Origin of the sequence: Desulfitobacterium sp. PCE1 (assembly GCF_000384015.1) — a bacterium.
GTDB lineage: Bacteria > Bacillota > Desulfitobacteriia > Desulfitobacteriales > Desulfitobacteriaceae > Desulfitobacterium > Desulfitobacterium dehalogenans.
In genome coordinates, this window is sequence record NZ_KB913023.1 from 1,145,978 (window position 1) to 1,171,941 (window position 25,964).

The window sequence follows — 25,964 nt, forward strand, 5'->3', positions numbered from 1 at the left end:
TGAGGTGAGAGAATGAGCAAAGAAGAAACCAACCCGGAGGTTAATAGAAATTCAGTTCCAGGTGAGAAACAAGAAGCTGCTCGGTTAATGATCCAAGGGACTTCTTCCAATGTAGGAAAAAGTGTCTTGGCGGCGGCCTTTTGCCGGATATTTTATCAAGAAGGGTATCACGTAGCACCTTTTAAGGCCCAGAACATGGCTTTAAATTCCTTTATTACCCGCTCTGGAGGAGAGATGGGCAGAGCTCAGGTGGTACAGGCCCAGGCTGCAGGATTAGAGCCTGATGTGCGGATGAATCCTGTCTTGCTGAAACCCACGGGACACACAGGATCCCAGGTGATTGTTCTGGGCAAAGCCCAGGGGACTCTTTCTGCCCTTAAATATCACGGGGATTACCAGAGAAAAACCTGGCCCATTGTGGAAAAAGCTCTCCATGAACTTCTTGAGGAACATGAGATTGTAGTTATCGAGGGAGCCGGAAGTCCCGCGGAAGTGAATCTCAAGCAAAATGATATTGTCAATATGCGCGTAGCCAAGGAAGCCCGGGCTCCCGTGCTTCTGGTGGCAGATATTGATCGGGGGGGAGCCTTGGCATCCGTGGTTGGCACCCTTGAGCTCCTTGAGCCAGAAGAACGCGAATTGGTTCGGGGAATTGTGATGAATAAATTCCGAGGAGATATTAAACTTTTACAACCGGCCTTGGATTTTCTTGAAGAACGAACCGGAATTCCTGTGGTGGGAGTCGTTCCCTTCTATGATCAATTTAAGATTCCGGAAGAAGATTCCGTGGTTCTTGAAGAACAGAATAAAAGCAAACAGGACAAAGGGAAGAGTCAGGATGAAGCGTTAGATGTAGCGGTCATTCGCTTACCCTATTTATCTAATTTCACAGATTTTGATCCTTTTGAAGATGAGTCTGATGTCATTCTTCGCTATGTCCGGGAACCTGCTGAGCTGGGGCAGCCGGATTGTGTTATAATCCCCGGAAGCAAAAACACTTTATCGGATCTGCGATTTTTATGGGATAGTGGTCTAGGTGAGAAAATTATCAAGTACTGGCAAGAGGATGTCCCCATTATTGGAATTTGTGGCGGCTATCAAATGCTGGGACGAGTGGTTCGGGACCCGTTGGGTACTGAATCTGATTTGAAGGAAATCACAGGACTGGGTATTCTTCCTATGGAGACTGAGTTTGTGTCGGATAAACATACGGTGCAAAGTCGGGGCAAGGTCGTAGGAGAGGAACTGTTCTTGTCACGTTGTCAGGGGACAGAGATAACCGGTTATGAAATTCATATGGGGCGTTCCCAGGGAGAAGGTAATTCCCTTTTTGAGATCGAAGCCCAAGGAACAGTTTATGGAGATGGTATGTTAAATGGTAGTGCTTTTGGAACTTATCTCCATGGGATATTTGATAATGATCCCTTGCGAACCGCGTTCTTGGAATGGCTTTGGGAGAGAAGGGGAGGGACACGTTCAGTAGACAAGACCATGTCCCAGGCAGCAATTCGCGAGCAGGCCTTTAATGAACTGGCGGACTGGGTAAGAAATAGTATGGATATGGAAAAAATTCGTTCTATTATGGGTCTGCACAAAGGATGATGTTCATGATAGTATTGCTTAATCCCATAGCTTTTTGTTTAGGATTTCTATGGGATCAAGCCGTGGGTGATCCGCCAAAATGGCCTCATCCTGTTATCTACATGGGGAAGATTATCGCTTGGTATGATAAGCGCTTTAACCAGGGGAGTCCCCGGCTTCGCCGCCTGAAAGGTGCTCTACTTACCCTGATTCTAGTGATAGGAAGCTATATCTTAACAGCTGGTATAATTGGGGGAGCCAAAGAGATCTCCGCGGTCTTTGGCCTTATCATTGAAGTACTTCTCCTTGGCTCTACCCTTGCCGGTAAATCCCTTCTGGAGGCTGGGAGTCAAGTGCTTACCCCGTTAAAAGAAGGGAAACTTGATGAAGCACGAAACAAGTTGGGTTGGTTTGTCAGTCGCGATACCGCCCAATTATCGGAAGGGGAAATAGCTCGGGGTACGGTGGAGACCTTAGCGGAGAATTTTGTAGACGGCATCCTTTCTCCACTATTTTATATGCTCATTGGCGGGGCACCTTTGGCTATGGCTTTTAAGGCTGTAAGCACTTTGGATTCTATGATCGCCTATCGCAATGAGCGTTATGAAGACTTTGGCCGCTTTGCCGCCCGAGCCGATGATTGGGCTAACTATCTTCCGGCCCGTCTCTCGGTGGGCATTCTTTCACTGGCAGGATGGTTTTATAAGCTGCCGGTAGGCTATGCCCTAACGATCTGGCGCAGGGATGCCAAAACTCATCCCAGTCCCAATGGTGGTAATCCCGAGAGTATGGTTGCGGGATTGCTGGAAATCCAGCTGGGAGGGAATAATATCTATCACGGCAAGGTTCACCACCGGGCTGAGATGGGCGATCCTCTCCATGAACTGACCTGGCGTGATATTGAGCGGTGTCAAAAATTAGTTCGTCTGGGGACTTGGATTAGTTTTGTGCTAATCCTTTCAGGTATCGTCTTTGTCAATAGTATCATGTAAGTGATCTGACTTGGAAAAGCTCCGGAAGCTGAGTCTCCAGGATTTTGCTTTACACCGTTCGCTCCATAAGCTGCGCGGACAAAACTAACGCTTAAGCTCTCCGCGAAGTTTTGTTTCTGCTCGCTTAAATTCACTCCCTTTTGTAAAGCAAAATCCTTGGGTAGTTTTTTAGCTTTGAGCGGGGCGATGTGGAATAAACGACCCGATCCAAGCAGCTTTTTCAGCCTTGCCGACGCCGCTTGCGGCATGGTCGGCTACCCTGGGAAAGACTCTGGAGATGACCTCAGAGATGACTTGAAAAAGACCCAAAAGCGTAGCTTTGCGCACAAAAGGGAACGGCTTTAGCGGAGGAGCGGTCCGGTGAAAGAGGCTTTCTTAACACTGTGGAGCCACTGGTTCGCATGCAGAAAGCAGCGGGGTTTGGCGTAACAGTTAAGAAAGCGAGTAAACCAGCTCCGGAGCTTTGGAGTGACCGTTGTGCGTAAAGCTACGCGACCCGGACGACATTTTTCATCCTCTGCTGGTATTGCGGCAGCGGCATGAATAGCTACCCTACCCAGAAAATTTTGCGAAGAGGTGAAGACAATGCCCCATTCCATGCCTCCCCGTATTCTTATCGCTGGGACCCACAGTGGTGTAGGTAAGACAACCATCGCTACAGGGATCATGGCAGCCCTGGCTAAGAAAGGACTTCCTATCCAAGCCTATAAAGTTGGTCCCGACTATATCGATCCCACTTATCATACTTTGGCTACGGGCCGTCCTTCTCGGAACTTAGATCGATGGATGCTTAGGGAAGAGTTAATCCCGATTTTTAAAAAAACTTCTCAAGATTGCTGGGCGGTCATTGAAGGGGTTATGGGGCTTTTTGATGGGGTATCAGGAACCAAAGGATATGGTAGCAGTGCTGATATTGCCAAGCTGCTGGATGCTCCTGTGATCCTGATCGTGGATGCGGGCAATTTATCACGTAGTGCAGCGGCCATAGTCCATGGTTTTTGTACCTTTGATCCTGGGATTAAGATTGCCGGAGTCATTCTCAATCGGGTGAAATCTCCAGCCCAAGAAAGCTTATTGCGTGAAGCCCTTGGCGAAATTCAAGTACCCATATTGGGAGTGCTGCCTAAGGAAGAGGGAATTCGTCTGCCCGAACGGCACCTGGGACTGGTTCCTTCTCAAGAACAAGCTTTCCGGGAGAGTTTTTTTAACGAGCTTATCAGCGTGGTGACCCGCACCATTGACCTGGAACAGATCCAAGGGATTATGCAGGAAACCTTGCCGAAAAAACAGGTTATACATGAGCGATTCATCGAAGAACCGATTATATATAAAGGCTTGGGTGAAGGGGCAGCTGGGAATCTTAATCAACATTCCTTGCGATTGGGAGTGGCACGGGATGAGGCATTTTCCTTTTACTATCAAGATGCTTTGGATAGTGCAGAAAGCCTAGGATTTACTCTGGTTCCCTTTAGCCCTCTTCATGACCTGTCTCTACCGGATGGATTGGATGGGCTCTTTTTTGGTGGTGGATTCCCAGAGCTGCATTTAGAAAAGCTTAGCCAGAACCAGAGTTTTTTGGAATCGTTACGAGAGTTTTCGCGATTAGGGAAACCCATCTACGGGGAGTGCGGGGGATATATGTATCTAGGCGCACAGGTTACGGATTTTGAAGGTAGAACATACCCCATGACTGGACTGATTCCTATTGCAGCCGAGATGACGCCAAGACTTCAGGGTATGGGCTATCGTCAAGGCGTCTTTCAACAGGATAATTTTCTGAGTGATGCAGGAAATGTGGTTTACGGTCATGAATTTCATTATTCAAAAGTGGATTATCTAAGTTGTGATGATTCGGTTTGTCCTGCTTTTGAACTGCTTAAAGGGGAAAAGACCATAAGAATGGACGGTTATGCTCGGGATAATATCGTCGCATCTTATCTTCATATCAACTTCGCAGGACAACCGGAGCTTTTGCAGCACTGGGCGGAGCATATACGGCAAGGAGCATAGGCATGATTCGAGTGTATACAGGCAAAGGAAAGGGGAAAACCACTTCTGCACTGGGGGAAGCTCTGGTGGCACAGTCCCAGGGTACTAAAGTTCTTATGGTTCAATTCCTCAAAGGAAGTACCTATATGGGTGAGCTTTATACAATGGGGCGCTTAGGTATACCCTTAATCCAATTTGGAATAGGCTGCCGTTGGTCGGCTATGATTCGAACAGGCTTAAGGCACTGTAATGGGTGTGGAGAGTGTTTTCGCCAGAACCGGGAACCCGGGATTGCTCTGCCTCTTGTGGCACAAGGAGTCGAGTTCCTCAAGACCCAGATTCAAGAGGGGGATTGGGGGCTGATTATCCTTGATGAAGTGAGTCATGCCCTGAATAAAGGGTTCTTAGAAATTGAGATATTGCATGAGTTGATCGGGCTAAAACCAAAAAGCTTGGATTGGATTTTGACTGGGCGGGATATGCCTGAGGAATTAATTCCCTTTGCAGAGCAATGGTGGGAACTTAATCCAATCAAGCATCCCTTGCAAGCGGGGATACGCAGCCGAAGGGGGATTGAATACTGATGAGGGGATTAGGTTGGGCAAAATGCCCCGGAACCTGCGGGGAATGGGTTCAAGGAGCGAAAGATGGTATACCCTTTTTAGTTGGTTGTCCCATTAATCGGTTCGTTGAAGCAAAGGCGGAAATTCTTTTTTCGGAGCCCACGAACAAGAGACATTATGCCCATCAGCAGGAGCTTCAGAACTGGATCTGGGAACTTCCTGAGGGTAAAGAAAAGACCCGCCAGGCCTTGGAGCGATTTGCCAGGAGTCAGAATCTCCCCTCATTGACGGGTAAGCTGCGGATGAAATCCCAATTGCTTGTTGGAAAAGGCATGGCCAGCTCCACTGCGGATATGACGGCAGCAGTCAGCGCTGTAGCTCATGCTTTGGCCATCCCTTGGGAGCCTGAGGAACAGGCGCGTTTAGCCTTAGCCATAGAGCCCTCTGATCCCATTATGTTTCCAGGAGTTACAGAATTAGCCCATGGCGATGGCAGGTATATCAAATCTCTAGGATCGAAAATTCCGGCACAGTTGCTGATGTTGGATGGGGGAGGATTTTTAGACACTCTAGCTTTCAACGCCCGCAGAGATTTACCTGGTCATTATCGCAAATATGAATTTATGATTAAGAATGCCCTGGCTCTTTTTTATGAAGGAATGGACCAGAGGGATTTGGAGAAAATCGCCCGAGCCAGCACCGTAAGTGCCCAATGTAATCAGGACATTAATCCTAAACCCTTTTTTGAGGATTTTCTCTCCTGGATCTTGGGAAGGGGAGGGCTTGGAGTTATCGCAGCTCATAGTGGAACTCTATTAGCTGGGATTTTTCCGGCACACCTTTCCACAACTGAAAAAAGAAATCTTCAGAGGGAAAGTCATATCCAATTCCGACCAGGTAGGGTGGAATGGGTAGAGACTTATGATGGAGGTATCGAAGGGGGGGTTATGAATGCATGGCGGAAACCTATTGGAAGCCTCAGTACAGTATGGAAGACAGAACTTTATTGACCTGTCCGCCAATATTAATCCCTTTGGCCCTCCTCAGGGAGTATGGGAAGCCCTTCAAAAAGGGATAAAAAGTATAACCCATTACCCTGATCCGAAATATCGGCGTCTCCGGGGGAGGATGGCAGAATATTACGCGCTCACCGATGAGGAGATACTTCTTGGCAATGGAGCTGGGGAATTGATTTTTCTGATCCTCCACGGTCTCCGGCCTCGCAAAGTGCTGATTCCCCAGCCGGCCTTTAGTGAATATGGGCGGGCAGCCTTGGCCTGTGGTGCAGAAGTAAGTAAAATGATTCTTGGAGTAGAGGGATGGGGGGCTCTTTCTTTTCAGAACGAAGAAACCTACAGAAAATGGGAGCAAGCCCTTGCAGAAAACGAGTTGGTGTTTATTAATTCTCCACATAATCCTACCGGCAGTGCACTCACAAAGAAGCAATTCGAAGTGATACTCAACCTTGCCTTAAAACATAAAACCTGGGTCGTTCTGGACGAATCTTTTGTTGACTTTATGGAGGATAGGATCCGCTGGTCAGGCAGGGAGTATTTACGAAGGTATCCCAATCTGTTGGTGTTATACTCTCTAACCAAATTTTATGCCATCCCGGGATTGCGCTTGGGGGCAGTTTTTGCTGCACCCAAACTGCTTAACCGTCTACAAGAACAACGAGACCCCTGGGCCGTTAATTGCCTGGCAGAAGAAGCTGGGATAGCTGCTTTAGCTGATGCAGAGTATGGGAAGCGAGTAAGGTTCCTTTTAGAAGAAAGCAAAGAGTCGTTTTACCAGAATTTTGCTGAAGGGAGCAAGGAACAAAAGTTCTTAGGTCTACGCCTATATTCCAGTAAAGTTAATTTTGCCTTGATTCAGGTTTTAGGAGTGGAAGACTCAATCCTTGATCTGGTTGAAGCCGAAAGACGGAAGAAGATAATCCTTCAGAAACTAGGACGACAGGGAATCTTGGTCAGGGATTGCGAAAACTTTCAGGGATTGGAAGGGAAGTACATCAGGGTGGCCATTAAGGATAGAGAAAGTATGAATTCGTTATTAATAGGTCTTAAGACGCTGGAAAGCTAAAAACAATTATGCTATGATAAGGATAAATTGAAAAAGTTGCCAAACCAATTCCCTTTTTTTCAAAAAACACTGCTTGTCACCACCTAGGGATTAAAGTCATAGAATAGATTAGACAAGCAACGAAACTGTCTAAAAGGGAGTGAAAGTTATATGTCAGCTTGCAGTATCGGGGCTGTAATTATCAACAGCTTTATCTTGGCAGTAGTGGTGTTTATTCTGGCTATTGTGTTGTTCATTTAAGCTCTGATCCTAAGGGGCTACTGAGGAAATAGGGTAATCAAGGCAGGCTGATGTAGGAGATCTTCAAAAACATCAGCCTCTTTTTAATTATCAGCTGGAAAAAAAGGTCGTTAAACTCTAGACTTATTCGTTATTTAGATTTATAATAAATGCAAGAGAAATTTTATACATAATAATATTACTAATTTAAGAAAGGTAAGGGGGAAAAAAAGTTGACCGAACTGATCTTATCCAGGCTGCAGTTTGCGGTGACAACATCCTATCACTTTTTATTTGTCCCGCTAACTCTAGGGCTATCAGTCCTCGTTGCCCTCATGGAAACTTGGTACGTCAAGACGGGGGATGAAACCTATAAGAAAATGGCCAAGTTCTGGGGCAAGCTCTTTCTCATTAACTTTGCAATGGGCGTCGTAACGGGGTTAGTCCAAGAATTCCAATTTGGGATGAATTGGTCTGAGTACTCCCGGTTCATGGGAGATATCTTTGGGGCACCATTGGCAATTGAAGCACTTTTAGCGTTTTTTATTGAATCAACGTTCTTAGGGGTTTGGATTTTTGGTTGGGATAAATTATCCAAGAAAGTCCACTGTATGAGCATTTGGCTTGTAGCCATTGCCAGCAATCTATCGGCTTTATGGATTTTAATCGCTAACTCCTTTATGCAAGAACCTGTGGGCTATGTGTTACGCAATGGCCGTGCGGAGATGGTTGATTTCCTGGCTGTAGTAACCAATAAACATGTCTTTTATCAATTTCCTCACACGGTACTTAGTGGATTTACCACGGGAGCGTTTTTCGTCTTAGGTATCAGCGCGTATCATATCTTAAAGAAAAAGCATGTCGATGTTTTCATGCAGTCAGCAAAATTTGCCCTGATTTTCGGAGTCATTAGTCTTTTCGGCGTCCTTGGTGTGGGTCACGCCCAAGGCATGCATTTGGTTGAAGCCCAACCGATGAAGATGGCTGCTGCTGAGGCTCATTGGGAAACAGAAAGTCCAGCCGGGTTTAATGTTTTTGCCATTGTTGACAAAGAAAATAATACAAATAGTTTTGAGATTAAAGTTCCTGGTGTATTGAGCTTTATGTCTTACGGCACGTTTGATGCCGAAGTCAAGGGGATCAATGATTTACAAAAAGAAGCCGTTCAACAGCATGGAGAGGGAAATTATATTCCGCCGGTTACATCTTTGTTCTGGTCCTTCCGGATTATGGTGGGTGTCGGTAGTTTATTAATCCTTGTCGTATTACTGGGGGCTTTCTTATATAAGACGAAGCGTTTTGAAAATACGACGTGGTTCTTAAAGCTTCTGCCCTGGATGATTCCGCTACCCTACATTGCTAACTTAACAGGATGGTTTCTGGCAGAACAAGGCCGCCAGCCATGGATTGTTTATGGTTTACAGAAGACGGCGGATGGACTTTCAACTTCTGTACCCGCCGCGTATATTTGGACCAGCCTGATTGGCTTTACCCTGCTTTACGGTATTTTAGCCATTGTTGATGTGTACCTCATCCTGAAGTTCGTCAAGCGTGGGCCTGTTGAGGCTGAGGATGAAGATTCCTCGACTGATGTAGCGAAGGGGGCATCATTATGGACTTAAATATTCTGTGGTTTATCCTGATTTCCGTACTCTTCATTGGTTTCTTTTTCTTAGAAGGCTTTGACTATGGAGTGGGGATTCTTCTCCCCTTCATGGGCAAAAATGACACAGAGCGCCGCATCGTGATCAATACCATCGGGCCGGTTTGGGACGGCAATGAAGTATGGTTGATTACCGCAGGCGGTGCCATCTTTGCAGCGTTCCCTAACTGGTATGCCACCCTTTTCAGTGGCTTCTACCTAGCCCTTTTCTTCATTCTTGTGGCTTTGATCATTCGCGGCGTAGCCTTTGAATTTCGTAGCAGTGATCGCTCTCCACGCTGGCGCTCTGCTTGGGACTGGGGAATCTTCGTAGGTAGCCTTCTTAGCGCCATCCTCTGGGGTGTAGCAGTTACCAATATTTTACGGGGTGTGCCTATCAATGGGGAAATGCAGTATGTGGGAACCTTCTTTGACCTCTTATCACCCTACACACTCATTGGCGGAGTCACAACTCTCCTCTTATTTACTGTGCACGGTGCTCTCTATCTGACCCTGAAGACTGAAGGTGAAATGGTTCAACGGGCTTGGAGCATCGCTAAAACAGTAAGCGTCGGAGCACTTGTAGTTCTTGTACTTCTTGCCGCTATGACTTATTTCCAAACGGACCTTTTCGCAAGCACTTTGGCCGCTCTGGGAATTCTGGTTTGTGCCGTGGCCATGATTTTGACTGTTCTGTTCACTTATAAAAAAGCCGCTGGAAAGGCATTTATAGCCAGTAGCTTAACCATTACATTTTTAGTGCTCTCCGTGTTCTCAGGGCTTTTCCCACGGGTTATGGTATCAAGCTTGAATCCAGAATGGAGTCTGCATATTTATAATGCTTCTTCCAGCCCATACACCCTAAAGATCATGACTATAGTAGCCTTGACTTTGGTTCCGATTGTTTTGGCATATCAGATCTGGACCTACTGGGTATTCCGCAAGCGTATAACAGCAAAAGATATTCACTATTAAGTAAATCGATAATAATTAATGAAAAATTGTCCATTATCATGTAAACTATGAGTACATGGGTACTTGGTATAAACATGGCGTGGATACGTAATTTAATTGATAGGGGGATGGGGCAAGTTATCTTGCCCCTTTTTTAAATTATGTTTGATAAGCGATTGATGCGGGAAGGTAAATATGTTAAAAAATATCTTTTGGGAACCGTAGCACTGGGTGTAGGAATCGCTTTACTTGCTATTGCTCAAGCTTATCTACTCTCACAGGTGATTGCTCAAGTCTTTCTGGAAGATGCTCCTTTTCTACAAACAAAAGGTTATCTTTTAGGTATTTTGGCTGTCATTGGAGTTAGGGCGCTTCTTCAGTATTTTAGTGAGGTAACTGCCCGTGAGACCGCTATCCGTGTGAAGGAAAGAGTAAGAGTCCGTTTTCTGCACAAGATCCTCTCCTTGGGGCCGGTGTATGCCCGGGGTGAACGAGGGGGGGAACTGCTCAACACAGCCGTAGAGGGGATTGAGGCCTTGGATGACTATTTTGCTCGCTATATCCCCCAACTTATTTTGGCCGTATTAGTACCAATACTTACTTTAGTATTTATCTTCCCCAAGGATTTTCAATCCGCAACGATCTTAATCCTAACCGGACCCCTAATCCCCTTCTTCATGATATTGATTGGAAAACTTGCTGAGAAAAAGTCCCTGCAGCAATGGCAAAGTCTAAGCCGTATGAGCGCCCATTTTCTTGATATGCTCCAAGGTTTAACCACACTGAAACTATTCGGCCGGAGCAAGGACCAAGCGGTTGTGATTGGTCGAGTCAGTGAAACATTTCGAAAGAATACCATGGGCGTCATGAAAATAGCTTTTTTATCGGCTTTTGTCTTGGAGTTTATGGGCATGATTAGCACTGCTATTATCGCCGTAACCTTGGGTATTCGTTTGATTAATGGCACGATTCCTTATTCTGAGGCACTCTTTATCCTGATATTAGCTCCGGAGTTCTATTTGCCCTTAAGAACCTTGGGCTTGCATTTTCACGCACGACTCTCAGGGAGCAATGCTGCTAATCGTATTTTTGAAGTTCTTGAGCTTGAAAGTCAATCAGAGTTCGAGCTGATCAAAGGAGCTAAGGAGCCCGTTTATTTGTTCGAAGGAAATAAAGAAGCACCATGGCTTACTTTTAAGCAAGTGGACCTATGCTATGAAAAAGAGGGCGAAAGGGTTTTAAAGGATATAAATTTTACACTTCGCTTTGGTGAGCGCGTGGCTTTAATCGGACCCAGTGGTGCTGGAAAAAGCTCCATTCTTCAGATTCTGCTTCGCTTCGCAGAGCCTTCCCAAGGCGAGGTGCTGATTAATAATACTGTATTAAGCACGATCCCGCCGGCAACCTGGCGGAAAGTGATCTCGTATGTTCCCCAGAAGCCTTATCTTTTTGCTGGGTCGGTTATGGATAATATTCGATTTGGTAACCCTGAAGCATCTTTGGAGGACGTGGTAAAAGCTGCTCAGTTAGCTATGGCCCATGAATTCATCACCGAACTTCCTCAAGGCTATGATACCCTTGTTGGCGAGGGAGGAGCTCGTTTAAGCGGAGGACAGGCCCAGCGCATAGCTATTGGCCGGGCCTTCCTTAAGGATTCCCCCCTGTTATTATTGGATGAAGTAACCAGCGGGTTGGATAATGAAAATGAAAAGGATCTACTGACAGCTTTAGAGGGCCTTTGTCAGGGGAGGACTGTAATTTTTACGACTCATCGAATGAAGACTACAATCCAGGCGGATCGGATCCTGGTACTTGATAAAGGGAGAATCATTGAGCAGGGTTCTCCCCAAGAGCTTCTGAATAATCAAGGATTATATGCCCGTTTCGTAAGCACCTATGGGAGGGAAGAGGGATGAAAAATCTAAGGTGGATAATCAAAGAAATTCTTCCCTTCTGGCCAAGGGTATGCCTGGCTTTGTTATTAAGTGCCTTAACTGTTACCAGCCATATTGGCTTAATGGCGACCTCTTCCTATTTGCTGGCTCGGGCAGCCTTACAGCCCCCGATTATGGATTTGATGATAACTATCGTAGGGGTTCGTTTCTTTGGAATTTCCCGAGCGGTTTTTCGCTATTGTGAACGTCTAGTTTCCCATGATGTTACCTTTCGGGTGTTAAGCCGTATTCGGATGATCGTTTATAAGGGCATTGAACCACTAGCCCCCGCCCAACTTAAGGATGTGCACAGCGGGGATTTACTCAGCCGCATTGTGGGAGATGTGGAGGTACAGCAAAATTTATTTTTGCGTGTACTGGCTCCTCCTCTCGTCGCCGTGCTGGTTTTGCTTGGCTATGGAGGTTTTCTCGCTCATTTTAATCAAGGTTTCACCACTATCTTGGCGGCTTTCTTTTTGGCAGCAGGTGTAGCTCTTCCTTTTCTTATCCGGGCCTTAGGGAATGGTATCGGTCAGATGAAAATCCAGGCCAAAGCCAAAATGCATACCTTTATTTTGGATAGTTTGCAGGGGATGCCGGAAATGCTGGCTTTTGGGCAGACCGGGGCTGTTTTTCAGCGGATTCAAGAAGCCCAGAGTGAACTCAGCCGGTCGGATCGAAGGATGGCTAGAGTGACAGGGATATCTAATGCCCTTATGGGGATGATTTCCCATTTAGGAATGCTGGCTGTTCTGGTTCTGGGGATTTTTCTCGTAAAGCAGGGGCAGATTGACGGGATTCTGTTGGGTATGTTGGCTTTGGGAGTACTGAGCAGTTTTGAGGCAGTGATTCCGCTGCCTGTCAGCCAGCATCATTTAGAGGAAAATGAGGCGGCGGGAAGACGCCTTAAGAATTTGATAGATAAAGGACAGAAGCTTCTGGAGAAGGATGAGAGTAAGGAAATCAGCACTGGCATCAGCGATGGATCGGAAGAAAGGTCAATCTTTCAAAATTGTGAACTTGAATTTGTTAACGTGAGTTTTCGATACGACCCAGATGGTCCCTGGGTATTAGATAATATTTCTGCTAAGATACCACGAGGCAGGCGGATTGGCATCGTGGGTCGAAGCGGAGCAGGAAAAAGCAGCCTTGTCAATCTCTTGGTTCGATTCTGGGAACCAAATGCTGGGGAGATTCGCCTAGGCGGGGTAAATATAAAAGAGCTAAGGCCCCTGGATATTAGGGAAAAGATTGGCATAGTGGCTCAAAAATCGCATCTTTTCCATGCTACGGTAAAAGAAAATCTATTATTGGCTAAGCCGGAGGCTACTAATGAGGAGCTATTCGAAGCAGCTCGGAGGGCAAAAATTCATGATTTTATTCTTTCCCTCCCTCAAGGGTATGATTCTCTAATCGGAGAAGGGGGGATGAAGCTCTCCGGTGGACAACAGCAGCGCCTTGCTATCGCACGTGTCCTATTAAAAGATGCACCTATCCTTATTCTAGATGAAGCAACCAATGGACTGGACCCAGTAACAGAAGGAGAGCTTAAAGAAGAATTATTGGCTTTGACAGAAGATAGGATACTGATTGTTATTACCCATCATCTTGGATTTGTGAAAGATCTGGACGAAATACTAGTGTTGGAAAAGGGAAGAATCTTTGAATATGGGAAGCATGAGGATCTTATGAAGCGGAAAGGTTTGTACCGGCGTCTATGGGAAAATGGCAGCGAAATCTAGGATTTTGAAACACTTTGTTTATTGTTATAAATTAATTTTTGTACTAATATATGAATTGTAAACCGGAAGACTGCTTTATCTGCTAGAAAATTGAAGGAGGAAAAAATGGAACACTCTTTAGGTACTTTATTGCCATTGTATTCAGTCATTCCTTTTGTAGGTATGTTGTTGTCCATTGCACTGGGGCCTGTTCTGTTTCCAAAATTTTGGCATCATCATTTTGGTAAGGTATCAGCTGCCTGGGCAGCACTGCTTGCTGTTCCACTGATCGTAGCTTATGGAAAACAAGGTGTTGATGAGCTGCTCCATTTACTCATCGCGGATTACATTCCCTTTATCGTTCTTATCGGGTCCTTATTTACAGTCGGTGGTGGAATCTTAGTTCGTACATCCTTAAAGGGGACAACTTGGGTCAATGCAGGTTTCCTGACGATCGGGGCTATTATCGCTTCATGGATGGGGACTACAGGAGCGGCTATGTTATTAATCCGCCCATTCCTGCGTGTGAATAAGGATCGTAAGTATAAGGCCTTTATGGTAGTATTCTTTATTTTTATGGTTGCCAATGTGGGAGGAGCATTGACCCCATTAGGGGATCCGCCGCTTTTCCTGGGCTTTTTACACGGAGTGCCTTTCTTTTGGACCTTACGCCTTATTACCCCTATGGCTGTAGTGCTGGCCGGGCTTTTACTCATTTATATCGCTTTTGATAAGTACTTTCTGGCTAAGGAACAAAAAGAAGGCAATTTAGCCTTTGCTTCATCTTCTTGCAATGGGGTTGCAGCCAAAGATAACTCCAGTGGAGATTCAACGTTGGGAAAAAGATTGGAAGTTTTAGGCGTTCAAAACTTTATTCTGTTAGCCGCAATTATTGGTGTTATTCTATTTAGCGGTTATGTTAAGATGAGCGAAGTATCTATTCTGGGGGTTCATCTTGGCTGGCAGGATGTTATCCGTAATCTGGTACTTGTAGCTATTGTGGTTATCTCCATGAAAATCACACCCAAGGCAGTTCGTGAGGAAAACGAATACTCCTGGGGGCCAATTTTGGAGATCATTTATCTCTTCTTCGGAATCTTTGTAACCATGGCTCCTGCTTTAGCGATATTGAAGGCTGGTGAGTCCGGAGCTTTGTCTTTTATTACTGCAGCAGTCAAAGAGCCGGTTCAATACTTCTGGATTACCGGAGCATTGTCCAGCTTCCTTGACAATGCCCCAACGTACCTAACCTTCTTTAGTACTGCTTTAGGTCAATTCTATCCAGGTATGGCTGAAGNCCCTGCAGTGGCTCAGTTCTTAGTCGACCAGCCCTTATACCTTCTGGCAATTTCTGCTGGATCGGTGTTCTTTGGAGCGGTTACCTATATCGGCAATGCCCCTAACTTTATGGTTCGCTCCATTGCTGAAGAATCCGGAGTAAAAATGCCTAGCTTTTTCGGCTATATGGCGTATAGCTTCTGCATTCTCCTTCCCCTCTTTGGGATAGTAACCTGGCTTTTCTTTCTCTAAGATTTTGAGGGGCGGTGCCTCATGGTATTCAATATACTAATGACATGAAACAAAAACTCCCGATGGAAATAGTCTAGTGAACATCACGAGACCATCTCCACGGGAGTTTTAATGTATTATATTAAGTATTGTAATTCTGAAAAAACGTAATTTTTTTCAGAATTACAATAAACCCTGAAGATTGGAGAAAGCAACAGGCTCTTCTTCCGTTATGCCATGAATTAGCCATACCCCATCCTCTTTTTTTAACTCTAAAACTGCACTATAGCGATTTAAGGTTTCAACATCATGGGTCAAAACCTTTGCTTTAAATTGCATTTTAATTATGCTTGTATCTGGAGCAGTTTTCTCCAGAGCCAGGACAAGTGCGCTTTCTACTGAAGACTTGGCATTAATGGCTTTGGCTGCAATGTAGCTTTTCTCGAGAGAACTGCTATAGGCTTCCTGATAATCCTGTGTCAAAAGGGGGAGGAGTTTTAGACCCTCTTCCAAATAATTATCCAAAGAATAAGTATAATAGCTTTTTATAAAATCAAGTGCCAAAGTCTCCATCTCTTTACGCTCAGCCGGAGTAAGGGGGTCGATGAATGGTGAGGCTAGAGCAGGTTGGTTGGGGGTATTCAAAGTAGAGTGTGCCGAAAAGCCAGGAATCCAATGGCCAAGAAGAAATAGGGTGGCTAAGAGAACTGAAAAGACCCAAACACTGCGTTTCATTTTCTTCTCACTCCTGTTATTTTAGTCCTTATCTAGATATTCTGCGAAAAATCCAAAACACCTTCTGATTATTGTAAATGTTTAGAAAAATGTATCATATTGAAAATAGTGGTAAAAGAAAAATGATTAATAATTATGATTTTATTTTATAATTATTTTTTAACGTCATATTGGAACAAGATTTTTCGTCTATTATGGTAACAGAGGTTGAAAAAGACAAGGTAAGAAAGGAATGGAAAAATGAATAAGAAAGTACGTAAATTAGCAATTCCTATGGCTGTGGCCTTATTAATGCAAGGTGCATTACCTGCCTCCGTTATGGCGGCATCTGAGGTGAGTGTAAGCCCCATAAGTGCGGTTGAAAAGATCGCCATTCCGGCACAGGTTAAAGTGAGTTTAGAGGATGCAATTAAACTCGTTAAAAAGAACTTTACCGTTCCTGAGGGATATACTGAATTTACTTCGGGCTATAATAGTTATAATGAAAGACAGACCTGGTCCTTAAATTGGAATTCAAAGAAGGATGCCGGCGGTAGTTTTAATGCTCAAGTAGATGTAAGTACCGGCGAAGTTATCTATATGAATTGCTGGAATCCCATAAGTCCATCCTCCCAGACCAGTGTTCCCAAATACTCCTATGAAGAGGCTAAAGATATCGCTCAAGGCCTAGTGAACAAGATCCTAGGAGATCGACTCAATCAATTACAGTTAGTGTCGGAAAACACGCAAATCACACCCGTGATAGACAATGGGTATACGACCTATTCCGTGCAATGGAAGAGGGTAGCCAATGGAGTTGCTTTCCCAAGCAATGGAGTATCCATTCAAGTGAATGCTTATGATGGCACGATTACAGGGTATTCTCTCACATGGAGCAAAGAAAGTATTCCTGATCTCAATGGTGTTATCAGTGCAGCTAAGGCTCGTGAAGCATTTGCCAAAAATAATCTTCTCCAGCTGCAATATTTCCTTAACTCAGGTGTTAGACCTCTGGATAGTCAGGCAAAAGATGCCAAGAAAGACGCTCTCTTAGTTTACAAATTAGGCAATCAATCTTTCAGCGGTATGATTGATGCTAAAACGGGAGAACCCCTAAAGCTTAATTCCGGAGAATGGCTTTATAGCGATACTGCTTTAGACGCAATCGGTGGTATGGGTGGAATGGCGAAGTCCTCAGAAAATGCTTTAGCACCTGCCGAGCAAAAAGAAGTGGACGATACATCTAAACTGCTTACTCAGGAAAAAGCTATTGAAAACGTCAAGAAATGGGTGGAAATACCGGATAAACTTACCCTGCGCAGCGCCAATCTTGGCTTTGAAGGGGGCTTAAGCCAGAAACGTGTATGGTCCTTTGATTGGAGTACAGAGGAAAGCGTGGATGGATATAACTATGCCTATGCCCGTGTGGATGCGGCTACAGGTGAAGTCATTGGGTTTAATACCTATTCTTCCACCCCACAGTCCAAAAGCCCGGATGCCATCGATCGGGCTGCAGCGAAAGCAATTGCCGATGCTTTCATCAAGAAAATTCAGCCTAATCGCGTTCAACAGGTTGAGTATTTAGAGGTTCTGGACAATGGTCAAAAGTATCCTGAAGATCAGCCCAACCACGATTTCCGCTATGAGCGAATCGTCAATGGAGTACCTGTGCCCGACAATGGTTTCTCTGTCTCCGTAGAGCGCAATACCCAGAAAATTGTCAGCTATAGCATGGATTTCTCTGATGTGAATTTCCCTAGTGTCTCCCAGGCTATGAACCAAAAACAGGGTGAGGATACCTTCTTAAATAAGAGACCCCTGGAACTCAAATATGTTCAAATCTACAAGAACGGCCAGTTATCAGATATCCGCTTAGTGTATCAGCCTAAAATGGACAACAGTTTTGCAGTTTCTAACATTATGGATGCCAAAACCGGTGAATTTCTTGATTGGCAAGGTAAACCCATTACCGAGCAGCCACGACCCTATAATTTCGGTGATATCTCGGGCAGCTTTGCTGAAGAAGAAATAAGACTCCTCGGTCAAGCCGGTGCATTTGGTGAGTATGGTGATGAATTCAGACCAAATGAGCAGGTTACCGTAAAATCGTTGCTAAAATCAATGCTGATTGCCAAAAACGGCGTTTGGTCCTATCAAGGATTAAGCGATGAAGAGCTCTTAAAGCAAGTCAAGGAACTGGGTTGGGTAAAAGAGAACCTGTCTCTTAATGATCAAGTCAGCCGCGAGTTCCAAGCCAAATTAGCCATTCGGATGTTGCAACTGGAGAAAATTGCTCAGATTGAGGAGCTTTTCCAAGTTCCTTATGAGGATGCCGATACTTTTAGTGATGGAAGTCTTGGTTATATTTCTTTGGCCAAGGGGTTAGGGATCATGAACATCGAGGGTAATAAATTTGAGTCTACCAAGAAAATGACTCGTGCTGAAGCCGCTTATGCTTTAGTAAAAGCATTACAGTCGAATCGTTAATTAAAGAGACTCATTCAAACTGCAATATAAAGCATAGTGGTACAAAGAACAGGATAGATAAACCAGGGTTTAGGATATAAGGAAAGACTGTAAAAGGTATGGATTGCCTTTTACAGTCTTTTTAGGTTAAGGGGAGATCTAGTCTTAAATGATGGAATAAAAAGGAAAGCCCAAATGGGTTGCTATTAGTGCTCTTTCTGAATATGCTGTGTCAGAAAAAACTATGCCCCTGGGGCATTTATGGAAAGGAGTTGCCTCTATGAGTACCCTGCCAATGACTGGTGATTTCATTCGGGAATCCTTGGAACTGCACCTCTTTTGGGCTAGGATTATAAAAGAGCATCTTATCTTTTTGGAAAGCGGCTTTATGTGTAAAGATGTAGATTGGATTCAGGAAGCAGATGCTCTTAAGTGCCAGTTTGAAGAAATCTTGCATGAAGCCAATTGTCTAGCCGATGGAAAAGTGGGCATTGAAGTCATGAAGTCAGGAGAGTTGTTTACCAATAAAACCTTAAAGGCGGAGCAAAAGACCCAAGAACTTACCTGTATTCCAATAAACTCTCAGTTGACCGTGGAAACCATGGGCTTACACCCTTATATGGGCGTGGGGATGGGCATGGTTCCCTGTGAGCCGGAAATAGCGGAGCAAGTCCATGCACTGAACGAAAAAGCCCTGGCTTGTGCTTGCCTTGTCTACGAGTTTACTGAGCGGGCTTTGCATGAAATTCTTCGGTGTTGCATCACCAGTCATAACTTCCCAGCCCTCTATGAACATCAAATGAAAGAAACAGAAATGTATATGAGGCAGATTAAGAAACTGCAAAGCCATCAGTATATGGACCCCACGTATCACATGGTGGAAATGCAAATGTTCTGGGACCATATTATGAAGGAGCATGCCGAAGTTATCAGCCATTTGCTGGATCCCACAGAAAAGGCTATGATTAGCCGAGCCGACCATTTTGCTCAAGCTTATGAACAGCTCTTAAGTCAGTTGGGAAATGGGTCGGTGCCTGCGCAGAACCTTAGACGGATTACCAATGAAACCATCCGGGTAACCGAAGAGTTTAAGGAATACAAGGCAGCAGGAACGGACGCTATCCTATGCTGTCGCTTGAGATCTTTGATTCTTCCTTTGCTGGCCGATCACATCTTAAGAGAGGCTATTCATTATCTGCGCATCCTCGGCTTACCATTACCGGAATTCAAGGGTGGAAAGGGATAAAAAGATATAGTTAAGTACAAAAAACTCTGGGAGCATTGCGGAAAGCCCAAAGGGGGTGCGATGCTCCTTTTGGTTTTCTCTGAGCAGGATAAGCTGGTATAATATAGAGAAGCATTAAGAAATAATGAGATTATGAAAGCAAATATAGATTTACAAAAGGAGAAATTGCAATGAGTAAAGATAATCTTAAAATTGGCTTTGTGGGAACTGGAGTCATGGGACGCAGTATGGTCAAAAACCTCTTGAAGGCTGGGTATTTTGTATCGGTCACTAACCGGACTAAAGCCAGTGCTGAGGAACTTTTTCCCCTAGGTGCACGGTGGGTGGATTCAGTAGCCGAACTTGCTGGGTTATCCGATGTGGTCATCACCATTGTCGGCTATCCTAAGGATGTGGAAGAAGTTTACTTGAGTGAAGAGGGGCTAATCTCTAATGCTAAGTCTGGGAGCGTTCTTATTGATATGACGACTTCCAGCCCTTTTCTAGCTAAAAGGATCGCTCTCGAAGGAAAAAGCAAGGGTATTGATATTTTGGATGCTCCGGTATCCGGCGGGGATGTGGGGGCGAAAAACGGTACCCTTGTCATAATGGTTGGCGGTGAAGAAGAGGTATTTAATAAGGTTAAGCCCATCTTTGAAGCCATGGGTAAAAATATAATCCTGCATGGACCGGCCGGGGCAGGACAATATACAAAAATGTCTAACCAAATCACCATTGCTGCGGGGATGGTTGGAGTTTGTGAAGCTATAGCTTATGCTCAAAAGGCCGGTTTAGATCCCAACCGGGTCCTCGACAGTATCGGGGGAGGAGCAGCGGGCAGCTGGTCCTTGAGCAACCTTGGGCCAAGGATGATTGCCGGACATTTTGAACCAGGTTTTTATGTAAAACATTTTATCAAAGATATGAACATTGCCTTAGAATCAGCCAAGGAAATGGGGTTGATGACTCCTGGTCTTGAGCTGGCGAAATCACTTTATGAACAATTAGCTGATGATGGAGAGGAAAACAGCGGTACACATGCTTTATATAAACTATATATGAAATAAGAATTATTGGGGGTTAAGATTTTTGGGGCTATTTTCGGAAAATAAGCAGAAGTCCAAGAACGATGAGAATCAGTGGGACAAGTATGCCAAAATTAATCGCGGCGGATATGGCTTTAAAAATATAGGCTAGATAAGATAATAATGCAATACCGCTAAGAACTCCTACAGGAACGAGAAGCCCTCTTCGGCGGTCTGAGGCTAAATAAAGCTGAAAAAGACCAAAGGCTACCGCCAGGAGGTAGATAGGCCAAGTATACTCAGAAAAGCGCCAGTCAGTTAGCATCTCAAACTCGAAGAGAAAACCAAGGACGAGGAGGATTCCACCAGGAACCAGAAGTCCGGGATTTTTCTTATCCGATAAGTATAACCATTCAAAGACTGCACCTAAGGCAATAATCAACAATGGCCAATGAATGGCGATATTTCCGAATCGAAACCCAAAGAGATTAGAACATAACAAAATTGTACCTAATCCAATAAGGAGTATTCCTAAAATCCCTTTATTTTTTTCCATGTGTAAATCCTCCTCAGCGTATTTTAATTCCTTGAATTAATGAGTATGTACACGGGGTCCTTGATGAAACCTTTTGAGAATCTTGTACGTATTAAAAAGTGAAAGAGCCAGTGAATACTATGGGTAAACTTTTAAAGACCCTATCTTTATTATACAAAGAATTAATCGTATTTTGGAGATAGTACAGGGAGGAAATTTAAGCATGACAAATCGTTTGTATCGTTCTTCAAAGGAAAAAATGATTGGCGGAGTATGTGGTGGAATGGCCAAGTATTTCGATGTAGATGTCACCTTGGTCCGCTTAGTTGCTCTTGTCACGTTATTCATGGGAGGGTCCGGCATACTTCTTTATATTGCAGCCTTGCTTATTATCCCCAGTGACCAACGGGATCCCTCTATCTCTTTTGGAGGACAAGGAGAACATGTGCAAGATATCGTGGATGAAGTCGTCCAAAACGTCAAGGATACTGCCCGAGAATTCGGAGTGGATTCCTTTGCCGGTTCCACATCCTATTCGAGTTCGACCTATAGTTCAGATACAAGACACTCTCAGCGCGGCAGAACTGCCGGGTTAATCCTGATTGTTCTCGGTGTCTTTTTTCTAGCCAATCAATGGTTACCTCTATGGGATACTATAAGTAAAATGTGGCCCCTGGTTTTAATTATTATAGGAGCCGCATTGATTTGGAGAAGATCTTAAAAGCCGATTCGTGTTAAAATCAGTCCGCCTAATTTTTTAGCTAACGGTAGGCCTACCCTTTTTGCCAAAGGGAAGCCTACTCTTTTTATTAAGGGTAGAGCAACTTTTTCGGCAAGGGGAGGGCCCAAACGTTCAGCGAGCTGAGGAGCGATGTTTCGTGCTAATGGTGCCCCAAACTCCCGGGCTAAAGCAGGGCCGAAGTTTTGTATAAGATTAACACCCTGCTTTTGCAGAAGAGATTTAAGTTCAGAATTAACATTCCCGGAAGCCGGTGCAACAGATTTTGGTGTGAAATTCGGGTTGCTGGTAGCTTTTGCAGCTGGTTTCAAGTTGGTTTGAACGGGTTTTGGATTACTTTGGGAAGCAGGGTTTGTGGGAGTTTGAGCAGATGGTTGAAGTTGGGTTTGTGGATGAGGACTCTTTTCCATCGTTTTTAACGGGGGGTGTGGCATGGGAGCATTAGTAACTGGAGTTGATGACTGAGAAGATACAGGAGATAAAGATGGAGGAGTAGAAGAGGGCGAAGAGGGTGTAGAGGGCAAAGAGGGCGTAGAAGGTGTAGAGGGTGTAGAGGATCCTTTGGGGAGATTATTTATATTATTTTGAAAGGATCGAGAATTGGCTTGAGGGGTGCCTGAAGGATTAACTTGAGGTTTTGTTGGCGAGAAAAGGTGCATTTTATTCCCTCCTTATGGATAAACACAGATATATAATTACCTAGTACCCAATGTTCTATTCCAGGATATTCCAGCCATCTTACATAAGTTACCAATCGACTTGTACTATTTTAGCATTTGCACCAAGGCATAGAGTCATACCTTGTACAGAGATGCCTCTATACGATGTTTGAGATAAAATTGGTTTAAATATATCAAAAGAGCTTCCAGTAACATCCTAATGACTTATATCATCTGTTGATATAACATTGGTATTGCGGTAAGTGATTACAATGGGCATTGCAATGTATATATAGTTATATATAGTTTTGAAACTAATAATATATACATGCAGTTGCTGAGTAATATCATGCCGGCACGAGAAATCAACATTACATTATAGGGGGCAATTATTCGAATGAAGAAAACAAGAGCTCGTGTACTATCCAGTGTTATTGTTGCAACTATGGTTCTTGGCACAGCTTTTCCGGCTGCCGTATTAGCAGGTACTCAAGTATCTTCTGAAAGTAAAACATCATTGAATCGTCTGTACGGTGAAGATCGTTTTGAAACTGCTGCCAAAGTTGCAACGGAAGGCTGGGAAACCTCTAAAGTGGCAATTCTTGCTTCAGGTAAAAGCGAAAACTTAGTGGATGCTTTAACTGCAGCACCTTTTGCCAATTCTGTAGATGCACCGATTCTTTTGACTCATGGTACTGACATTCCGGAAGCAACCATCGAAGCACTTAAAACCTTAAAAGTTGAAAAAGTTTACACTGTAAGCGGTGCTATTAAAAGAGAAGCCTTGGAAAAGGCTTTTAAAGAGAACAAATTAGAAATTGAGATTAAAGAAGAATTAGGTGGTAAAGATCGCTTCGAGACTGCTAAAAATATCGCCAGTCAACTCGAAGGTGTAGAAGGGATCATGGTAACCACAGCTTATAAATATGCTGATGCCCTTTCTGTAGCGTCTATTGCTGCTGCTAAGAATATGCCCATCCTCTTAGCAGATCAAAATGGGTTGCCTGAAGTCGAAGCAGAATACCTTGATGAAATCAAGGACCAAGTGAAAGAAACCTATGTACTTGGTGGGGAAATAACTGTCAATAAAAAAGTATATGAAGAACTGCCTGGAACCGATGGTGAAAGTAAATTTCGTATTTTCGGTGATGACCGTTTCGATACCAACTTAGAAGTATTAAAAACCTTCACTGATTTAGAGTATAACAAGGTTTACGCAGGCAATGGTTATGATGACCATCTCGTGGACGCTTTAGTTGTATCGGCTCTTGCCGCAAAAACCAATTCTCCTATTGTTTTAACAGATAAAGAGCTGAGCAAAAAAACAGAAGATTTCTTGCTTCCAAAATTGGGAGAAAAGAGCATCGTGGCTGTGGGTGGACCCACCGTCGTAACGGACAAAGTTCTCACCTTTAACCATGTTCGTCCGCAAGATTTCGCTGTTATGCAGTTATCTGGTGTTAACGGTTACAATGTAGGACTCCAAATCGTTGATGGAAACGCAAGAGATTTGGCAAGCGTTGAAGTCACCCTTTACAAAGGAGAAACCGTTCTTTCCAAAAACACCAGCATGGATAAACTCTTTAATTCTTACCCCACAGCAACTCAACTTTCCTCTCCTTTCAACATTGACGGAAACTTCTCTGCAGACGGTTTTTGGTCTTATGGTAAATGGAACGGAAGTGTTCTTGATGTTCCTACCAAAGCAGTCATCAAAGTGACCTATTTGGATGGCCGTGTCTATGAAGTCGTCAATACAAACCTTGCCGGTAATCCGGAAGAGCTTAACAAAGAAGCGCTTAATCACATCAAAGCTGAAGACTTTAGTGTAATGCAAGTATCTGGAGTTAACGGTTATAATGTTGGATTTTCTTTAGTAGACAAGCTTCCTGTAGATTTACAGAGCATTGAAGTGAGCTTGGTTAAAGTAGAAACCATTAAAGATGAAGCTTCCGAAGAAGAGCAAATAGAAGAGACGATCCTGGCAACCAATAAGGCAACCCGTGCTAATAATGCCAAGCTCTTCGAATCAACCGACAAGCAGCTTTCGTCTCCTTTCAATATCAATGGGACCTTTGAAAACGATGGCTACTGGACCTATGGTGATTTTAACGGAACAGTTGATGATGTTCCTACTAAAGCTATTATCACCATCCAATACCAAGACGGACGTAAATTTGCCGTTCAAAACACTGAGTTAACCGGGGATACAAAACTTCTTGCCGCACCTGCCATCGTTTCCGGATTAGCTGAAGAATTAACGGTGGGCGAAACGGTTGATTTTGAAGTGACCACGGCTCCGAACAGCTTTGTTGCTGAGCCTGCAGCAGCCACCACCAAAGTTCGTGTAAAAATCACTTTAACCCAAGGGGATAAAGAGAAAATGGTCCTTCAATACCTTGAAAACGACGGAACCTATAAAGCACTTCCTTTGGATGCAGAGAACAGCGCCTTTTATGGTCCTGAATCAGGATTTCCCTTCATGAATGCTGCAAGCCAATTCAAAGTAGCTTTTAGTGAAGTGGGAACCTATAAGTACACCTTAGAAGTCATGACCGTTGCTGCAGAGGGTCAAGAAAGTAAAGTCCTTGCTTCCACCATGGGTGAAGTGGTCGTCACTAAAGCACCCGCAGAAGGCAACGAGTAAGACTTAAATTGAAAAATTAAAAGGAGGGAATTACCCCTCCTCTTCTCTCTAACCCATTGTATAGAAAGAAACTCTTATAACACAGGCCACGACTGAAAATCGTGGCCTGTGTTTCCTGTTTTACTCGGCTAAAGCGATGGCTTCAATCTCAACGATGGCATCCTTGGGAAGCCTGGCGACTTGTATTGCTGAACGAGCAGGTGGATTTGTTGTAAAGAAGGTTCCGTACACCTCATTCATGGCGGCAAAATCGTTCATATCTCTCAGAAAGACTCCGACTTTGACGACTTTATCCATGGAAGTTCCGGCACTTTCTAAAATGTTCTTTACATTTTCCAAGGATTGTTGGGTCGCTTTACGGATATCATTTTCTAATTCACCGGTGGCGGGATTGATAGGTAATTGCCCCGAAGTAAATACCAAATTTCCTACTTTGATTCCTTGAGAATAAGGACCGATGGCTGCAGGAGCCTTGTCGGTATGTAAAACATTAATGGACATAAAGCAACCTCCTGTTCAAATGTTCATCGAAGCGAATTCTAAGTAAATTAATCGGATTATGGTTTTATTATAACACTGATCGGGTGTAAACGTCTTCTGTTTTGCTTATCAATATGTGAATACCTCTGTAAAAACAGAATTATATTTTTAGTACTATTCGATTAAATATCTTCATCAAGATGACATGAATTATCATGCATCACTGGCTTGTCAATGAAAACGAGGGAAGCCCGGAGCCCTATTTGCAATGGGGTTCCGGGCTTCCAA

The 25,964-nt window shown here is 44.2% G+C and carries 19 protein-coding genes; 16 read left to right on the forward strand and 3 right to left on the reverse strand.

Annotated elements, in window-relative coordinates; all coding sequences use genetic code 11:
• Positions 1 to 12: 12 nt before the first annotated feature.
• The 11 genes from DESPCE1_RS0105680 (at position 13) to DESPCE1_RS0105735 (ending at position 15,207) form a co-directional block, all read left to right on the forward strand.
• A complete protein-coding gene (locus DESPCE1_RS0105680; RefSeq protein ID WP_019849772.1) occupies positions 13 to 1,602 on the forward strand; it encodes a cobyric acid synthase in 1,590 nt (529 codons plus the stop codon).
• 5 nt (positions 1,603 to 1,607) lie between these two features.
• Positions 1,608 to 2,573 (forward strand): adenosylcobinamide-phosphate synthase CbiB, encoded by a 966-nt coding sequence (gene cbiB / locus DESPCE1_RS0105685; RefSeq protein WP_019849773.1) that lies wholly within the window; start codon positions 1,608 to 1,610, stop codon positions 2,571 to 2,573.
• A gap of 585 nt (positions 2,574 to 3,158) precedes the next feature.
• Entirely contained in the window at positions 3,159 to 4,583 is a 1,425-nt protein-coding gene (locus DESPCE1_RS0105690) for a cobyrinate a,c-diamide synthase (protein ID WP_019849774.1), read from the forward strand.
• 2 nt (positions 4,584 to 4,585) lie between these two features.
• The gene (locus DESPCE1_RS0105695; protein ID WP_019849775.1) at positions 4,586 to 5,146 is read left to right on the forward strand and encodes a cob(I)yrinic acid a,c-diamide adenosyltransferase; all 561 of its coding nucleotides are present in this window, start codon (positions 4,586 to 4,588) and stop codon (positions 5,144 to 5,146) included.
• On the forward strand, positions 5,146 to 6,135 hold the full coding sequence (locus tag DESPCE1_RS0105700; protein WP_014793160.1) for a propanediol utilization kinase: 990 nt from the start codon (positions 5,146 to 5,148) through the stop codon (positions 6,133 to 6,135). Before DESPCE1_RS0105695 ends, DESPCE1_RS0105700 begins: the two co-directional genes overlap by 1 nt.
• The gene (locus tag DESPCE1_RS0105705) at positions 6,077 to 7,207 is read left to right on the forward strand and encodes a histidinol-phosphate transaminase (protein WP_014793161.1); all 1,131 of its coding nucleotides are present in this window, start codon (positions 6,077 to 6,079) and stop codon (positions 7,205 to 7,207) included. The genes DESPCE1_RS0105700 and DESPCE1_RS0105705 overlap by 59 nt, the downstream gene beginning before the upstream one ends.
• Before the next feature lie 452 nt (positions 7,208 to 7,659).
• Positions 7,660 to 9,048 (forward strand): cytochrome ubiquinol oxidase subunit I, encoded by a 1,389-nt coding sequence (locus DESPCE1_RS0105715; RefSeq protein WP_014793163.1) that lies wholly within the window; start codon positions 7,660 to 7,662, stop codon positions 9,046 to 9,048.
• The gene (gene cydB / locus DESPCE1_RS0105720) at positions 9,039 to 10,043 is read left to right on the forward strand and encodes a cytochrome d ubiquinol oxidase subunit II (RefSeq protein WP_014793164.1); all 1,005 of its coding nucleotides are present in this window, start codon (positions 9,039 to 9,041) and stop codon (positions 10,041 to 10,043) included. Before DESPCE1_RS0105715 ends, cydB begins: the two co-directional genes overlap by 10 nt.
• Positions 10,044 to 10,183: 140 nt before the next feature.
• Entirely contained in the window at positions 10,184 to 11,938 is a 1,755-nt protein-coding gene (gene cydD, locus DESPCE1_RS0105725; protein WP_019849776.1) for a thiol reductant ABC exporter subunit CydD, read from the forward strand.
• A complete protein-coding gene (gene cydC, locus DESPCE1_RS0105730; protein ID WP_019849777.1) occupies positions 11,935 to 13,698 on the forward strand; it encodes a thiol reductant ABC exporter subunit CydC in 1,764 nt (587 codons plus the stop codon). Before cydD ends, cydC begins: the two co-directional genes overlap by 4 nt.
• Before the next feature lie 105 nt (positions 13,699 to 13,803).
• The gene (locus DESPCE1_RS0105735) at positions 13,804 to 15,207 is read left to right on the forward strand and encodes a sodium:proton antiporter (RefSeq protein ID WP_019849778.1); all 1,404 of its coding nucleotides are present in this window, start codon (positions 13,804 to 13,806) and stop codon (positions 15,205 to 15,207) included.
• Between the two features lie 162 nt (positions 15,208 to 15,369).
• Here the strand turns inward: DESPCE1_RS0105735 and DESPCE1_RS0105740 are convergent, their stop codons facing one another.
• Positions 15,370 to 15,921 carry a hypothetical protein gene (locus DESPCE1_RS0105740; RefSeq protein WP_019849779.1) on the reverse strand — a complete coding sequence of 184 codons (552 nt, stop codon included), beginning with the start codon at positions 15,919 to 15,921 and terminating at the stop codon, positions 15,370 to 15,372.
• A gap of 240 nt (positions 15,922 to 16,161) precedes the next feature.
• Here DESPCE1_RS0105740 and DESPCE1_RS0105745 point away from each other — a divergent pair, with 240 nt between their 5' ends.
• From DESPCE1_RS0105745 to DESPCE1_RS0105755, 3 genes are all read left to right on the forward strand, one after another.
• Positions 16,162 to 18,387, forward strand: coding sequence for a YcdB/YcdC domain-containing protein (locus DESPCE1_RS0105745; protein ID WP_019849780.1), 2,226 nt, complete (start codon positions 16,162 to 16,164; stop codon positions 18,385 to 18,387).
• Positions 18,388 to 18,646: 259 nt separating this feature from the next.
• A complete protein-coding gene (locus DESPCE1_RS0105750; protein WP_019849781.1) occupies positions 18,647 to 19,612 on the forward strand; it encodes a DUF2935 domain-containing protein in 966 nt (321 codons plus the stop codon).
• A gap of 170 nt (positions 19,613 to 19,782) precedes the next feature.
• Positions 19,783 to 20,658 (forward strand): NAD(P)-dependent oxidoreductase, encoded by an 876-nt coding sequence (locus DESPCE1_RS0105755; RefSeq protein WP_014793172.1) that lies wholly within the window; start codon positions 19,783 to 19,785, stop codon positions 20,656 to 20,658.
• Between the two features lie 28 nt (positions 20,659 to 20,686).
• On the opposite strand, the gene DESPCE1_RS0105760 is transcribed toward DESPCE1_RS0105755, so the two are convergent.
• Positions 20,687 to 21,172 carry a hypothetical protein gene (locus DESPCE1_RS0105760; protein ID WP_014793173.1) on the reverse strand — a complete coding sequence of 162 codons (486 nt, stop codon included), beginning with the start codon at positions 21,170 to 21,172 and terminating at the stop codon, positions 20,687 to 20,689.
• 202 nt (positions 21,173 to 21,374) lie between these two features.
• Here DESPCE1_RS0105760 and DESPCE1_RS0105765 point away from each other — a divergent pair, with 202 nt between their 5' ends.
• On the forward strand, positions 21,375 to 21,872 hold the full coding sequence (locus tag DESPCE1_RS0105765; RefSeq protein ID WP_019849782.1) for a PspC domain-containing protein: 498 nt from the start codon (positions 21,375 to 21,377) through the stop codon (positions 21,870 to 21,872).
• A 1,074-nt stretch (positions 21,873 to 22,946) separates the two neighbouring features.
• Positions 22,947 to 25,196 (forward strand): cell wall-binding repeat-containing protein, encoded by a 2,250-nt coding sequence (locus DESPCE1_RS0105775; RefSeq protein WP_019849784.1) that lies wholly within the window; start codon positions 22,947 to 22,949, stop codon positions 25,194 to 25,196.
• 120 nt (positions 25,197 to 25,316) lie between these two features.
• Here DESPCE1_RS0105775 and DESPCE1_RS0105780 read toward each other — a convergent pair whose 3' ends face one another.
• The gene (locus DESPCE1_RS0105780) at positions 25,317 to 25,697 is read right to left on the reverse strand and encodes a RidA family protein (protein ID WP_019849785.1); all 381 of its coding nucleotides are present in this window, start codon (positions 25,695 to 25,697) and stop codon (positions 25,317 to 25,319) included.
• Between the last annotated feature and the right edge of the window lie 267 nt (positions 25,698 to 25,964).

Bases quoted from the DNA above. Each gene is read 5' to 3' on its own strand.
- DESPCE1_RS0105680 (WP_019849772.1), top strand. From the start codon at position 13: ATGAGCAAAGAAGAAACCAACCCGGAGGTTAATAGAAATTCAGTTCCA.
- cbiB (WP_019849773.1), top strand. From the start codon at position 1,608: ATGATAGTATTGCTTAATCCCATAGCTTTTTGTTTAGGATTTCTATGG.
- DESPCE1_RS0105690 (WP_019849774.1), top strand. From the start codon at position 3,159: ATGCCCCATTCCATGCCTCCCCGTATTCTTATCGCTGGGACCCACAGT.
- DESPCE1_RS0105695 (WP_019849775.1), top strand. From the start codon at position 4,586: ATGATTCGAGTGTATACAGGCAAAGGAAAGGGGAAAACCACTTCTGCA.
- DESPCE1_RS0105700 (WP_014793160.1), top strand. From the start codon at position 5,146: ATGAGGGGATTAGGTTGGGCAAAATGCCCCGGAACCTGCGGGGAATGG.
- DESPCE1_RS0105705 (WP_014793161.1), top strand. From the start codon at position 6,077: ATGCATGGCGGAAACCTATTGGAAGCCTCAGTACAGTATGGAAGACAG.
- cydB (WP_014793164.1), top strand. From the start codon at position 9,039: ATGGACTTAAATATTCTGTGGTTTATCCTGATTTCCGTACTCTTCATT.
- cydD (WP_019849776.1), top strand. From the start codon at position 10,184: ATGTTTGATAAGCGATTGATGCGGGAAGGTAAATATGTTAAAAAATAT.
- cydC (WP_019849777.1), top strand. From the start codon at position 11,935: ATGAAAAATCTAAGGTGGATAATCAAAGAAATTCTTCCCTTCTGGCCA.
- DESPCE1_RS0105740 (WP_019849779.1), bottom strand. From the start codon at position 15,921: ATGAAACGCAGTGTTTGGGTCTTTTCAGTTCTCTTAGCCACCCTATTT.
- DESPCE1_RS0105745 (WP_019849780.1), top strand. From the start codon at position 16,162: ATGAATAAGAAAGTACGTAAATTAGCAATTCCTATGGCTGTGGCCTTA.
- DESPCE1_RS0105750 (WP_019849781.1), top strand. From the start codon at position 18,647: ATGAGTACCCTGCCAATGACTGGTGATTTCATTCGGGAATCCTTGGAA.
- DESPCE1_RS0105755 (WP_014793172.1), top strand. From the start codon at position 19,783: ATGAGTAAAGATAATCTTAAAATTGGCTTTGTGGGAACTGGAGTCATG.
- DESPCE1_RS0105760 (WP_014793173.1), bottom strand. From the start codon at position 21,172: ATGGAAAAAAATAAAGGGATTTTAGGAATACTCCTTATTGGATTAGGT.
- DESPCE1_RS0105765 (WP_019849782.1), top strand. From the start codon at position 21,375: ATGACAAATCGTTTGTATCGTTCTTCAAAGGAAAAAATGATTGGCGGA.
- DESPCE1_RS0105775 (WP_019849784.1), top strand. From the start codon at position 22,947: ATGAAGAAAACAAGAGCTCGTGTACTATCCAGTGTTATTGTTGCAACT.
- DESPCE1_RS0105780 (WP_019849785.1), bottom strand. From the start codon at position 25,697: ATGTCCATTAATGTTTTACATACCGACAAGGCTCCTGCAGCCATCGGT.